At 47.1% G+C, this 15,080-nt stretch carries 8 protein-coding genes; 6 read left to right on the top strand and 2 right to left on the bottom strand.

Annotation, left to right across the window (positions count from 1 at the left end):
- The first annotated feature begins 6 nt into the window (after window positions 1-6).
- From AC5JBY_RS23195 to AC5JBY_RS23185, 3 genes are read left to right on the top strand one after another with little or no spacing between them, the layout of a single operon-like run.
- A complete protein-coding gene (locus AC5JBY_RS23195) occupies window positions 7-1,128 on the top strand; it encodes an ABC transporter substrate-binding protein (RefSeq protein WP_495907046.1) in 1,122 nt (373 codons plus the stop codon).
- Between the two features lie 3 nt (window positions 1,129-1,131).
- On the top strand, window positions 1,132-2,052 hold the full coding sequence (locus AC5JBY_RS23190; RefSeq protein WP_495907045.1) for a methionyl-tRNA formyltransferase: 921 nt from the start codon (window positions 1,132-1,134) through the stop codon (window positions 2,050-2,052).
- 20 nt (window positions 2,053-2,072) lie between these two features.
- On the top strand, window positions 2,073-4,847 hold the full coding sequence (locus AC5JBY_RS23185) for a T9SS type A sorting domain-containing protein (RefSeq protein WP_495907044.1): 2,775 nt from the start codon (window positions 2,073-2,075) through the stop codon (window positions 4,845-4,847).
- Between the two features lie 44 nt (window positions 4,848-4,891).
- Here AC5JBY_RS23185 and AC5JBY_RS23180 read toward each other — a convergent pair whose 3' ends face one another.
- Complete coding sequence (locus tag AC5JBY_RS23180) at window positions 4,892-5,659, bottom strand: response regulator transcription factor (RefSeq protein ID WP_495907043.1); 768 nt, start codon at window positions 5,657-5,659, stop codon at window positions 4,892-4,894.
- 12 nt (window positions 5,660-5,671) lie between these two features.
- Entirely contained in the window at window positions 5,672-8,872 is a 3,201-nt protein-coding gene (locus AC5JBY_RS23175; RefSeq protein ID WP_495907042.1) for a ligand-binding sensor domain-containing protein, read from the bottom strand.
- A 347-nt stretch (window positions 8,873-9,219) separates the two neighbouring features.
- Here AC5JBY_RS23175 and AC5JBY_RS23170 point away from each other — a divergent pair, with 347 nt between their 5' ends.
- Genes AC5JBY_RS23170 through AC5JBY_RS23160 form a run of 3 tightly spaced genes read left to right on the top strand, consistent with a single transcriptional unit; the run spans window position 9,220 to window position 15,021 of the window.
- The gene (locus AC5JBY_RS23170) at window positions 9,220-12,405 is read left to right on the top strand and encodes a SusC/RagA family TonB-linked outer membrane protein (RefSeq protein WP_495907041.1); all 3,186 of its coding nucleotides are present in this window, start codon (window positions 9,220-9,222) and stop codon (window positions 12,403-12,405) included.
- Between the two features lie 19 nt (window positions 12,406-12,424).
- Window positions 12,425-14,302 (top strand): RagB/SusD family nutrient uptake outer membrane protein, encoded by a 1,878-nt coding sequence (locus tag AC5JBY_RS23165; RefSeq protein ID WP_495907040.1) that lies wholly within the window; start codon window positions 12,425-12,427, stop codon window positions 14,300-14,302.
- A gap of 20 nt (window positions 14,303-14,322) precedes the next feature.
- Window positions 14,323-15,021: a DUF3823 domain-containing protein gene (locus tag AC5JBY_RS23160; RefSeq protein WP_495907039.1), complete on the top strand. Its 699-nt coding sequence runs from the start codon at window positions 14,323-14,325 to the stop codon at window positions 15,019-15,021.
- The last annotated feature ends 59 nt before the right edge of the window (window positions 15,022-15,080 follow it).

Genomic DNA, 15,080 nt, shown 5'->3' with positions numbered 1-15,080 from the left:
ACCATTATGTCCCTGTCCATAGGACTATTATTACCAAGATCTACTGACTATCCGGCATTGGGATTCGATATACTGGATGGCTTACGATACAGTACCGCTATCAATAACCAGGATGAGTTGCGCATCATACCTGAAAATATAGGATATGGAGAAGACCATGCCCTCAATTATGCAAAGGCTGAAAAGCTGTTATTGCAGGACAATGTGGATGCCATCATCGCCTATTGCAATGTAGCCAATGCTGAACCATTATACGGTTTGGCTGCGGCTATCGGCCGTCCATTCATCTTTGTTGATCCGGGTATGCAATTGCCGGAATTATCGGCACAACCCTATTGCTACCACATCTCTCTACAGGGTGTTCATGCCTGTCGCATAGCCGGCTATCTGGCGGGCGAAAAAAGCCGTAAGGTATTAATGGCTACTTCCTTCTATGATGGCGGTTACCGGGGGCCATGGGGCTATACCCGTGGTCTTGAAGAAGCAGGTGGCAGCGTTTGCGGCAATTATGTAAGCGGTTATAAAGAAGCAGAATTCAGCATCGATGCTTATATCGAACTACTTGGTCATTCAGGCGCTCAATCTGTGGCAGCCTGCTTCAGCACTTACCTGGCCGATCTGTTTATAAAAGCACTTAAGCAAAAGAACCCTTCTGCCATAGCATTACCTTTTTATTGTTCACCCTTCATGGCCGAAGAACAGTTACTTGCCAAATGTGATTTTCCCGGAGGTACTTTCCATGCCATTGTACCCTGGGGTTCAGGTCTGCAGGGAGAGGCGCAACAGTTGTTTACAAACACGATACTGAAAGAGAAAAAAAAGAAAGCCAACATCTTCCATTTACTGGGTTGGGAGGCTGGCATTGTGGCGTTACAAGCCCTGCGCGAAGGAGCAACAACATTAAATGGATTTTCCTACGCCAGCCCGAGAGGTGCGGTCACCATCCATCCACAAACGCAGTTTACCTATGCACCTTTATATAAAGCGGAGATCATGGGCGGTGAGCATAATAAATGTATCCTGCATATCACGGATGCCATAACTGTTACAGCCGCTGATCATGAAACGGTACACAAGGACAAACCTGACATGGCGTCCGGATGGAAGAACAATTATCTATGTATATAACCTATGAGAATCGCCATACTTTGTAACGACAGGATAGCCTTACCTGCATTGCATCAACTGCTGGCTACCGGTCTGGTAGTAGCGGTGGGCGTACCGGCGCTCAACCAGCAAATACGATTGCTGGCTGAAAGCGCCTGTGCCCGTGCAAATGTACCGGTACAGGGTTTTCGCAAACACAGCATAGCTGCCGATCTGCCGGAGTGGATAACCCGCTACCGGCCCGATGTAGTATTGGTAAAAACATTTCCCTATCTCATACCAGCAGAAGTGATCCACATGCCCCGGCATGGCTTCATCAACTTTCACTATGCCCCCTTGCCTGAATGGCGGGGCTCCAATCCCTTGTTCTGGATGATACGTAATCAGGCTACAGCAGGAGCTGTCACTGTGCATGAAATGACGGAAGAGTTTGATGCGGGGCCTGTACTGCTGCAACAACCAGTGCCGCTGATGCCGGATGTGAACTTTGGCCTTTTCTATACGCAGCTTGCTTACGCGGGAGTACATGCATCGGGTATGTTACTGAACGGGCTGCTTTCGGGAACCCTGCAAAAGAAAGAGCAGGACCCCGTAAAGGCCCGCTGGTATGGTAGGCCGGCGCCTGAGGATCTTTTTATCAATTGGAATACCATGAATGCCGGCGAGATCAATGCGCTTGTTAATGCCTGCAATCCCTGGAACAAAGGGGCAGCCACGCGTTGGAACGATTGGCTCTTTGGTATCAGCCATGCTGCCGTAATCGATCAGCCGGGAGGTGAAAAATTACCCGGTACAGTGCTTTCTGTTAATGCAGGGCAGGGGCTTATCGTTGCGTGCAAAGATGGTAAAGCTATTAAAGCCGAAGTGGTCTATTGTGAAGAAGGATTTTATCCCGGCCACAAACTGGCAGCTTTCGGATTACAACAAGGACATCAACTTACTTGAAAAATACCTAAAACCTTCATATGAAAAATAAACTGTACGCTGTACTACCTATTTTATTGCTAATAATAACTCTGTCAGATTCGATCAATACTCAGGCACAAGGCTGGGGTTATCGTGCTGGCTACGGCACAACCGACGGAGGCCAGGAAAGAGGGCTTGCCATCGCTACTGATGCTTCCGGAAATGTATACATTACCGGTAGTTATGTAGGCCCGGTCAATTTTGGTACTGGCCCATTACCAGATCCCGGTAACAATGAATGCTATGTGGCTAAATTCAATTCCTCCGGTGTATGCCAGTGGGCAGTTAGTTTTGCCGGTGCAACGGGTAATGATGTAGGATTTGCTATTGCTACTGATGGTACTTCCGTCTATGTAGGAGGTAATTTTTTGACTAGTATCACCGTGCCTCCATTAGCTCCTGTAGCTGGAACAAGTTTAGATGGGTTTATCGCAAAGCTCAATGCAAGCACTGGTGCAGGTATATGGGTATCTACTGTCAATGGCAGCAGTGTTGATAATGTGCAGTCGCTTTGCCTCGATGGAGCTGGTAACCTATATGCGGCTGGCAACTTTTTCGTAGGCGCCACTTTTGGCTCCTTTAACCGTACTGTTAATGGAAGTACTTCCTCCGATCTTTTTGTAGCACAGTTGAATACTACTACAGGTGCCTTCAATTGGGTAAGCACAGGCGGTTCGTCTGCTAATCCCGATAATGCCCAGGGAAGTAGCATTACTTATGTTTCAGCCCTCAACGAGGTCGTCGTTACGGGCAGTTATACAGGTGCTACTGCTACTTATTCTACAACTACACCAGCCTCATCTGTTGTACTCAACAATGCCGGTGCGGCAGATATTTGCCTGCTTGAACTTAATGCTGCTAATGGTGCATTCCTAAGTGGTGCAGGCATTGGTGGTGCGTCGGGAGAAGAAGGATTAGGCATTACCTATGATGCATTTACGGGTGATGTGGTACTGGGAGGGTATTTTCAAAGTGCCAGCATCACCTTTGGGTCTAATCCTGCATTGAATAATTCCGGCGGTACACAGGATGCTTTTTATGTACGGTATAGTCCGGACGATAACACCTTCGTTTGGTCTAAAGCAGCTGGTGCTACGACTGGTACCGATAGGGTGACTGGTATCACTTCCGATGGCGCCGGCGGCATTTTGATGGTGGGTTATTTCTGGGGCACCCTGAGCTTGCCCACCAACCTCGCGTCTCCTGTTTCGATTACCAATAGCCGGACTTCTGGTGAGGATATTTTTCTGGCGCGTGTGAGTGCCGAAACGGGTAATGGCCAATTGCTGGGGCAGGGAGCGGGCGCCAGTGGCAGCACTACCGGCAACCAGGGATTGGCAATAGCGCTTGGCTCGGGCAATAATCCCTGGATCACCGGCAGCTACACCAGCGATCTGACACTTTCACCATTGGCGGTACTGCCATTTGTAGGAAGTTCAGATATTGTATTGGCCCGGTTCAATAATCCTGCACCATTGACTGCCACCCAATCACAAACCCCCGTTACCTGTAACGTAGGCTGCAATGGTACTGCAACCGTTACTCCATCCGGTGGCGTCACTCCTTATACATATGCCTGGACACCCAATGTAAGTACTACCGGAACAGCTACCGGTTTCTGTGTGGGTGCTACGCCGAGTGTTACAGTAACAGATGCCATTGGCAATACTGTTACGAAGAATTATACCATCACCATGCCTGCCACGCAATTGGCTACTGCCAATACGACCAATACGACCTTCGTAGTATCTGCATCCAACAATAATATCTACGATGCAAGCTGTAACCTCATTGCTACCCTGGTGCCCAATGGTGGCAGCCAGGTAAGTGGTACGGTCGCAGCACGTGTGTGGTTTGAGTCAGGAGTACCTGTCTATCCTGCAGTTACTGGTAAGCCCTATGTGGCCAGGCATTATGAGATACAGCCTGCTACCAATGCGGCCACAGCTACCGGTAGAGTAACACTTTATTTTACACAATTAGAGTTCGATAACTTCAACGCTGCTCCGGGTAGCACAGCTAACCTGCCTACCGGTCCTTCAGATGCTGCAGGTAAAGCCAACGTGCGTTTCAGCAAGTTTGCCGGCGCCAGCAACAATCCTGCGACTGGTTTGCCCGGTACCTATACGGGTACAAAAGCACTGATCGATCCCGTAGACAGCGATATTATTTGGAATGCTACACTTAACCGTTGGGAAATTAGTTTCAACGTTGTTGGCTTTAGCGGCTTCTTCCTGCAGACAAGCACGTATATATTGCCTGTGACTTGGGTGTATGTTAATGGATCACTCAATGCCCAGGGCCAGCCTTTGATCACCTGGAAAGTACAGGAAGAGCAGGTAGCTTCTTACAGCATTGAAAGAGCAATAGAAGATGAGCCATTCATAGCTATAGCCACGATCACTTCTAAAGGCAATGGAGAAAATGAATATAGCTTCCAGGAAATACAGGCGCTCGCTGGTAAAGCATCTTATCGTATCAAACAAACAGACCTTAATGGACGTACCACCTACAGCCGCATCCTGTTGCTGAAGAGCGATCGTAAAGGCTGGGTAACTTTATATCCCAATCCTGTTAAGGGCGCAGCTACGTTGAATGTTACCGATAAAGAACTGATCAACACTACGGCTTGCCTGTACGATGGAACAGGCAGGGAGTTACAACGTATACAGATCACGCAAAGCGTTACCATCCTCCACATGGAGCAATACAAATCCGGCGTGTATACATTAAAGCTGAAGAATGGACAAACGATGAGAATATTGAAAGAGTAAGTATATTGAATACAAAATTAGAGAGCCCTGGCAAGCGTAAGCTGTCAGGGCTTTTTATTCATGCTGATATATTCAGTAGGCGTAATGCCAAACTGCTTCAGGAAGTTCCTGCCAAAGTTGTTCTGCGAATTATAACCCACAAGGTCGGCTACTTCATATACTTTATGCTGACCACCGGCCAGCATTTCAGCAGCTTTCTTCAACCGGGTAATATTGATCAGCTCATTGGGCGTAAGGTTGGAAATGGATTTGATCTTACGATATAGAGTAGGGCGGCTCATGTTCATGATCCGGGCCAGTTTCTCCACGTCCAACTCAGTATCTTCGAGGTGATTGCGGATAGATTCATTCAAAGTCTCCAGGAACTGTTCATCGGCAGTAGAGTAAGCCATACTCTTGATATGAACAAGAGGCGAGTTGGCAAAGTACTCCCGTATCTTATTACGGTTACTGAGCAGGTTGGCGATCTGCACTTCGAGGTGTTCCGGAGAGAACGGCTTTTCAATATACGCGTCAGCTCCCAGTTTCAACCCTTCGATCTTTGATTGTAAAGTATTCTTGGCCGTCAACAGGATGACGGGGATATGACTGAAGTCGAAATTGGTTTTGATCAGGCGACAAAGTTCGAAGCCATCCATGCCTGGCATCATGACATCACTCACCACCAGGTGCACAGCCTCTTTGTCGAGAACAGACAAAGCCTCCTGGCCATCGGATGCTTTTAAAACAGCATACTGAGCTCCCAACACTTCCGCCAGGAATTCAATGATCTCTTCATTGTCATCAACCAATAAGATGGTGGGTGGTGTCATAGCGTATAGGGTTTATTGGTTTGTTGAGATGATTGAGTTGTCGTTCTGCTCAAGACCAGTACCATTATTAGTGGGCAGCAAAGGTAAGCTGATCACAAATACATTCAAGTCATGATTATCCTCTTTGAAATACAGGTTCCCTTTAAGCAATTGCGCCAGTGAACGGGCAAGTGCCAGACCGATACCTGTTCCCTTTTGCTTTTCCGTTTTCTTGAGCCGGAAAAAAGGCTCGAATATCTTTTCCTTCATATCATAAGGGATAAGGTGGCCATCATTGGCAACCTCGATCATGAACAAACTGTCTTCCTGGCCAAAAGGTAACAATTGTACATGTACCTTTCGGTCGGCATACTTAATGGCATTGCTGAATATATTACTGAATATCTTATTCAAGGCCTCCAGATCAGCCATAGTATACAGCGGCTGCGAAGGTAACTCCATAGTGAATTGCAAATTGCGTTCCTCTGCCAGCGGTTTGAAGTTGGCATAAGTTTCTTCCAGCAACTCGGAAATGTTGATAGGCGTAAAGTTGAGGCTGAAACCCTTGGTCTCCGTTTGCCGGAAGTCCAGCAGCTGATTCGTGAGGTCGATCAGACGGTTGGTATTACGTTCCATGATCCGCAGGCTGTTGTGTAGATCAGGGCTTTCATCCGACTTCTTGATCACCTTTTCCAGCGGCCCTTTTATTAAGGTCAGCGGCGTTTTTATTTCATGCGCCACATTGGTAAAGAACTCTATCTTGGCTTGGTATAGCTCCTTCTCTTTCTCGTGCTCCAATAGTTCCAGCTTGCGTTTGTTCTTCTCTTCCGTTCTCCGGTGATAATTACGTATAATATAGAACACGATCAATACGCCAATTAAAGAATACACGGCATACGCCCAGGTGCTGGCCCAGAAAGGAGGCAGAATACGTATTTGTAATTGCGCAGTTTGACTGTTCCATTGCCCGCTACTATTGGCTGCCTTTACTATAAAACGATAAGTACCTGCTGATAATCCGGTAAAATATACTTTGCGGTTCGACTTCAGATAGGTCCAGTCTTTGTCCAGTCCTTCCATCTTGTACATATACTCCGTACGCTCTGGTGAAGTATAACTTAGTGCAGCAAAGTCGATGCTGAAAGTAGAAGCGGTATAGGGTAGAGTAATGCGGTTTGTTTGTATGACGGACTGAGAAAGAGGAGACTCCTTTTCATTGATGATCAACTCCTGGTTATTTACCTGTATACCTGTGATATATACTGGAGGAACAAACCAACTTTTGGTGAATTCATCAGGGTTGAAGCTGATCAACCCCTTTACACTACCAAAATACAAACGCCCATTTTTATCTTTAAAGGCCGAACTATAATTAAACTGATCGTTCAACAGCCCATTACTCTTGGTGTATACCTGTATATTGTTTGTTAAAGGATTGAGGCAGGTAAGCCCACGCGTGGTGCTTATCCATAAATTATGCTGATTGTCTTCCCGTACAATGAAAACAAAGTTGCTGGGCAATCCATTCTTGGTCGAGTAACGTTTCCCTGTTTTGGTGGCATGATTATACCGGTACAAACCGCCCCCTTCAGTGGCTATCCATAAATTATGATTACTGTCCTCGAAAACATTATTTACAAGAGGGCTGCTGAGGCTATTGCTATCATTGGGATCGGGACGCAGGCTGCCCTTTTCACCGGTGGCGGTATTGTAATAAACAACGCCATTACCAATAGTCGATAACCAAATAGTCCCGGCATGATCTTCGAGAATACCATGTACGGTGATACCTTCCTGTATAGCTACAAAATCATCCGTTTGCTTATCATACCTGAACAAGCCCAAAGGAGTGCCGGCCAGTAATTCACCAGCCCTCGTTTTATAAAAAGTGATGACAAAACTTGCAGGGAACGAAGAAGAACCATCACGTCGCTTGGAATAATGGCGTATCACTTTTCCGGTGCGGATATCCATCACATCAACCCCATGTTCAAAAGTACCGATCCATAATTCATTACCCATAGCCTGCACACCGTGGATGTTGGTATACGAAATCGTGGAGCGGTTACCGCCGGGCAGGTAATGCGTTATCTTCCCGGTAGATTGTTCCAGTTTATTCAGCCCCCCGTCTTCTGTACCAATCCAAAGATTACCATACTGGTCTTCACACATGGCGCGTACGGCATTGCCGCTGATATTATTCAAAGCGCTGCCCGGGAAATACTTTTGGAAAGCAGTATATTGATGAGGGAAATAGTTGACGCCACCAAAATAAGTACCCGACCATATACCACCTTCCTTGTCTCTGCAAAGCGAATAAACGGCGTTATCGGCAATAGAATAAGGATCATTAAATTGTTTGCGCAGGTTCTTCAGGCTGCTATCCCTGATATTATAAATATAAACACCCGATTCCGTGGCGATCCAATATTCTTCACCTCCATAATGTACAAAATCACGGCCATATACGATCGAATTATCGGCATTGTGAGTAACGACGTCTATATACTTTCTACTTGCAATATCGAAAAGTTTGATACCCTGGTGGGCAGTACCGATCAAAATTTGCCCTTTGTTGGTAGCATAGAGCTTGCCGATCCATTTCGATACGATGGGAGTAGTTTCATTAAATACATCATACCCTTCGAAGCTGTCAGTGTCCGGATGATACCGTAGCAGCCGGCCATCGGTGCCGGATGTCCATATTTGTCCTTCGGGTGTAACGCAAGCTGTAGAAAGCTCAATCTCAATACTGTTGATCCGTATCGGGATAGAATCTTTTAGCTCATTATACCTGTATAGCCGTAAGCCCAATATAAACCACAGATTACCATCCTTGTCAGAAGTAATATCCCGCACATCAGACCAGCCGGTGCTTTTTATGAAACGAAAGCTTTCTGTTTTTGCATTATACCGGTATACACCTTCGCGGGTACCTACCCACAAAGTACCCTTGGGATCGACATGCAGCGAGTATACGAAATTGTTGCCCAGACTGGTGCTATCGGAAGGATCGGGGCGGAATATCTTGAAGGTAATACCATCAAACCGGTTGAGACCATCTTTGGAGCCAAACCATAAAAAACCTTCCTTATCCTGTACAATGCAATGCACCGTGTTGTGAGAGAGGCCGTTCTCTACCTGGTAATGCCTGAAATAATAGCCCTGCCCATATATAGAAGATGTGCAAAATACAAGCAGCGCAATCGTTATGCAAATGACATTACTTTTCAAGCAAACGGCAGTTGAGTTTGCACAAATATAACAAGATAAAAGAACCACGTTGCATCCAGGCCTGGATTGCGCAGCGGACAGCGGGTTTAACCGGCTCAAGGTCACGACTTTCGTAGCAAATACGTGTTAGCACTGGCACTTTGACGACCTGTATAATTTGACCTTTTTGCTTCAAATACGCCTGAATTTGAGACATTTTGGGGAAACTATGAGACGAATAGCCACGCCCGTAAAAAAGATTAATCCAAATTTTACAGCAAGATTGCTTGGAGGCACGAACATGCCTAAGTGATTGTGCCTGCTTATGCAAACGTTTACATTGTTTTTTAACTAACAATTACTGCTGTATGAAACTATCTGCCAGGAGTTTTTCATCCGGCTGCAGGTTATCCAAACTGCTACCTGCACGAACCGGTATCTTTACCTTCTTCCTTTTGTTTTTTTCTTTTTCACTTACTGCCCAGGATAAAGTGCCTGTAACGGGAACAGTTCTCGACAGCGCAGGCAAAGCTATCCAGGGAGTTACTGTGTCGGAAAAAGGGACCCAGAACGTTACTGCCACCAATGAGGGTGGTGTATTCTCAATTCAAGTAGCCGGCGCCAATGCCGTGCTCGTTTTCACGTATGTTGGCCATACCCCCAGAGAAGTACGGGTAGGCAATCAGAAAAATCTTAGCGTTTCCCTGCAGTCGGCCAATGCCGATCTGGGAGAAGTAGTTGTCGTGGGATATGGCTCCCGCAAAAAGGAGTCGTTGACTGGCGCTATTTCTACAGTAACATCCAAAGACCTTGAGCGTGTACACGGAGGTTCTACCGTGAGCTCTGGCCTGGCGGGTAAATTGCCGGGCGTAACATTCCGTATGCCCGATGGACGTCCTGGTGCCAGCGCTTCCATCCAGATCCGCAACATGGGCGATCCCCTGTATGTAATTGATGGTATCCAGCAGGACGCCGGTCAATTCAACAACCTTGCACCAAACGATGTGGAAAGCATTACAGTACTGAAAGATGCGTCTGCCGCCATCTATGGTGTGCGCGCCGCCAACGGCGTAGTGGTGGTTACTACCAAACGCGGTAAAGTAGGCAGCCGCAATACCATCAACATCGATGCGTATACAGGCTGGCAAAACTGGTCACGCTTCCCCAAAACAGTAAACGCCTACGAATGGCAACTCGGCGTTTTGGAAGCAGATATGAACCGGGTGAACCCTTCTACCAATATGACGAAGGCTGAACTGGAAAAGTGGAAACAAGGTACCGAGTACGGTTACCGCAATTTTGACTGGTATGACTTCATCATACAGAAGAATTCTCCACTTACCTCCATGAACGTGAATGCCACAGGAGGATCAGACAGGATCAACTACTACCTGTCCGTTACACGCCTCGATCAGAATTCCGTATTAGGTCGTGAATTCACGTTCAAACGCACGAACGTACAAAGTAATATCGATGCCAAGATCTCCAACCGCTTCAAAGTGGGCATGCAGATCAATGGCCGTATCGAAACCCGTGATAATCCTGGTGTACCCGGTGGTGATGACTACTGGGCGCCACGCTTTGCGCTTTTCCGCAACCGTCCTTACGAACGTCCTTTTGCCAACGATAATCCGGAGTACCTCAATGACATTGGTCACAATGCCGAAAACTGGGGCCTGCTCAATAAAGCAAAATCCGGTTACTGGAAGCAGGACTGGCGTGTGATCCAGCTCAACTTCACCGGCGAGTACACTACACCTATCAAGGGCCTTACTGTTCAGGGAAAATATTCTTACTACCTGGCAGATATGGTTACCAACGGACATGAATATACCTATGATGCCTATACTTTCAATCCGGCAGACAGTACTTACAAAAGGACTGGTGGTAGCGACAACCCCTGGAGAGAGCGCATTGTAGAAAAAGTGTTCAACCAGGTAGCTCAGTTACAACTGAACTACAGTAACACCTTCGGTCGTCATACAGTAGGTGCGACGCTGGCCACAGAACGCATTGACAGAAGGAACATCAGGACCTTCCAGCATGCGGTGCCCAGCATCAATGAGCTGCCCAACCTGCAGTTTCCTGATATGGACGCCAACCAGTTTGATGACTATGATCGTCAGGAAGCCCGCTCAGGCTACGTAGCCCGTGTAAACTATAGCTATGATAACAGATATTACGTAGAGTTTTCAGGTCGCCGTGATGCCTCCTGGAAATTTGCACCTGGCAAGCGGGTGGGCTATTTCCCCAACGTTTCTGCAGGCTGGAGAATTACTTCAGAAAGATTCTTCGAACGCATGACGGGTGGTAACAGCGTCCTCTCTGATCTTAAAATAAGAGCATCCTATGGTGAGTTGGGAGATGACAACGTACCCAATCTCGGACCTTTCGATTACATGGCTGGCTATAACTATAATGTAGGCCGCTCAATATTCAACGGTAATACGGTGCTCGGCGCCCGCAACCGTGGTGTACCTGTCACCAATATTAGCTGGTTCGTAAGTACCATCACCGACGTTGGTGCCGATTTCTCTTTGTTCAATGGCGCTCTCACAGGTACAGTAGACTACTTCTACCGCAAACGTACTGGTCTTCGTGGTCGCAAATATGATGTACTGGTGCCTTCTGAGCTGGGATATTCATTGCCTGATGAGAACGTAGAAAGTGATGCCGTATTAGGTGGCGAAGGTTCATTGAACTATACTGGTTCGATCGGTGAGGTAAAGTTCAATGTAGGTGGCAACCTTTCTTTCGCCCGCAGAAAGTTCCTCGACTCTTACAAGCCAGTATATGGCAACTCACTGGATAAATACAACAACGGACGCGAAAACCGCTGGAGCGATATCTATTGGGGATACGAAGTGATCGGCCAGTTCCAATCGATGGAGCAGATCAACGACTATCCTGTAAACATCGACAACGAAGGCAACCGGACCCTCCTGCCCGGTGACCTTATATACAAGGATATCAATGGCGATAAGAAGATTGATGGCAATGATGTTCGCCCAATCGGGTACGTAGCCAACAGGAACCCGAATGTGAACTTCGGTTTCACACTCGGCTTCAACTTCCGTGGCATCGACTTCACGGCTGATTTCTCCGGAGGCTCCATGTATACCTTTGGTCAGAACTGGGAAATGAAATGGCCTTACCAGAACGGTGGTAACCTGCTGCGCCAGTTCTTCGACAGCCGCTGGCACCGCGAAGATCCCTTTGATGTAAACAGCAAATGGATCCCCGGCAAATATCCGGCGCTGCGTTTCAACCAGGGCGGTCATAGCAACTACCGCGATGGTAGCTGGCAGTCTACGTTCTGGACTACCAACGTAAAATACCTGCGTGCAAGAACAATTGAGCTGGGTTATTCTTTGCCTAAAGAATGGCTGCAAAGAGCAAAGCTCAACAAGGTGAGATTTTATGTCAACACCTATAACCTGTTCTCTATAGATAATCTGAAGGACATAGGGATAGAACCCGAAGTAATGGACCCCAATGGTCTGCAGTATCCCCAAAACCGCTTTATCAATTTTGGCGTAAACCTGTCCTTCTAACCACACAATTGTAGGCAATATGAAAAAGTACTTCTCAGCAATTATACTATCCGCAGCCCTGTTTAGCAGTGGTTGTGTAAAGGAAGATGACTTCCTCGATAAAAAACCTACCGATATCCTCCTCGATGAAGCGGTATGGAAAAGCAAGAAACTTGTACTCAACGTACTCGCAGATCTATATGACCGTATACCCAATTTTCAGGCAATAGATGGCTACTGGAACTACGGCAATTTCAACGAAGGTTTTATATCACGCAATGGCGATCGCTGGCGTTTTCAGAACAACGACTGGGGCTATGGCGAATGGGGTATGTGGGATTATGGGTACATGCGCGATCTCAACATCGCCATCCAGAAACTGGGCACAGCTACAGAACTGGAAGCTGTTGACCGCAACCTCTTCTTAGGTGAAACACGTTTCCTGCGTGCTTTGCTCTACTTTGAAATGGTAAAGAGAATGGGCGGGGTGCCTTTGATCACAGAGCCTATGACCTACGACTTCAGTGGCGATCCTACACCATTGCAACACCCCCGTGCCAAAGAAGCCGATCTCTATGATTTTATCATTGCTGAGTTGGATGCAGTGACAGCCATGCTGCCAGATGCACCCGGTGATAAAACAAGAGCTACAAAAGGAACAGCACAGGCCTACATCAGCCGCATAGCGCTGTATGCAGGTTCCATTGCAAAATATGGTGGCACTACACCATCCGTAACATTGGCTGGAGGCGAAGTAGGTATACCAGCTGCAAAAGCAAACACCTATTACAACAAAGCCCTCACTGCTGCCAAAGCAGTACAAGGTTATTCCCTGTACTTGAAAAAGCCGGGAGACCTTGCCGACAATTTCGCCAACATTTTCCTGGATAAAGGCGGTAACCCCGAGGTGATCTTTGCCGAAGACTACAAATTGAAAAGCGGTAAAGTACACAACTATACGATCGACAACCAGCCCATGTCTATGACCGAAGAAAGCTTTGGCAGTGGGCTCAACCCGGCGTTGAATCTTGTACAGGAATTCGAGCTGCTCAACAACACATATGCACCCCTTAACAATACAAACGGTTCCGACTTTGTATACTACGATAATCCGTTGGACATCTTCGCAGGTCGTGATGCACGCCTCGCTGGCACGGTTATTCTACCCGGCGCCAACTTCAGAGGCAGGCCGGTAGACATCTGGGGCGGCTACATGCTGGCCGACAAGACGATCATTTCCGGCACCAACTTCGGTGCACAAAAAACACTGCCTGGCAAAACCGCACCGGAAGTAGTGGTGGGAGAAGATGGCCCTATCCCAGGCCTGGAATGGAGTGCACAAACTGGTTTCCTTGTTCGCAAATGGCTTGACCCCAACGCAGGCGCTGGTTCCCTCGGTACCGCAAGCGATGTATGGTACATCCGTATGCGCTATGCCGAAGTATTACTCAATGCGGCAGAAGCTGCCTTTGAACTGGGACTTCCCGAAGCCAAAGATCACATCAACCTGGTGCGTCGTCGTGCGGGCTTTACAACCGATCTTACTGCAGTAGATATCACTTTCGACAGGATTGTACATGAAAGAAGGATAGAGCTGGCGTTCGAAGATCATATCCTTTGGGATAACAAACGCTGGAGACTGGCCCACAAAGTATGGAACGGAAGCGCCATGACAGAGGCCGATCTGAAAGCCAACATCGGAAAGTCGGACAAAATATATACACAGGTATTTGGCCTTACACCCTACAAAGTCTACACGCCAGGTGTACCGGCTACCAATGGAAAATGGGTGTTTAAGATCGAAAAACCCAACGCAGTAACAGGAGCCGACAGGTTCAGGCTCGGAAACTATTACTCCTACATTGGCGATGACGTCATCAATAACAATCCTAAGATTGTCAGAAATCCGAATCAATAAGTGGTTAAAAAGGTCAACTCATGAAAAAGATAACTAATTATATACTGCTGATTGCCGCTATAGGCTGCTTCGCATCCTGCGCAAAAGACAATTACGACGCGCCGAATGCCACATTGAAGGGACGTATCGTATACAACGGGCAACCCATCAATGTAGAATACAATCAGGTACGCTTTCAACTCTGGGAGAGCGGCTATGTCAATGTAAAACCCATCGATGTGACCATTGCGCAGGATGGTGGCTACTCGGCCATGCTCTTTAATAACACCTACAAACTTACCTTCCCGGGTGGTCAGGGACCGTTTATGACAAAACAAAGCGGCGCTGCGAAAGATACCATCGTGGTAAACCTGTCAGGCAACCAGGAACTGGACATCGAAGTGCTGCCCTACTACATGGTGCGCGATGCACAGTTTACGGCTTCTGCAGGCAGTATAGCGTCTACTTTCAAGCTCGAAAAGATCATCAACGATGCCAATGCCAAGAATATCGACAGGGTGACATTGTACATCAATAAAACCCAGTTCGTGTCCGAGGGTAACAACGTGGCTAAAACATCTATCAACGGAGCCGATATTACAAACCCCAACAGTGTAAATATGAGTGTAGCAATACCAGCACTGGTGCCCGCTCAAAACTATGTATATGCACGTATCGGGGTTAGGATTGCCAACGTGGAAGATTGGATCTTCTCTGATGTGAAGAAAATAACATTCTGATTCAGGTTCGTATTATTATCATTTTATTGAATAGATTTAGTGTAACAAATTCTAATTTA

It is taken from the genome of Paraflavitalea sp. (genome assembly GCF_059502485.1).
This window is presented reverse-complemented; position numbering and strand designations above follow the sequence as displayed.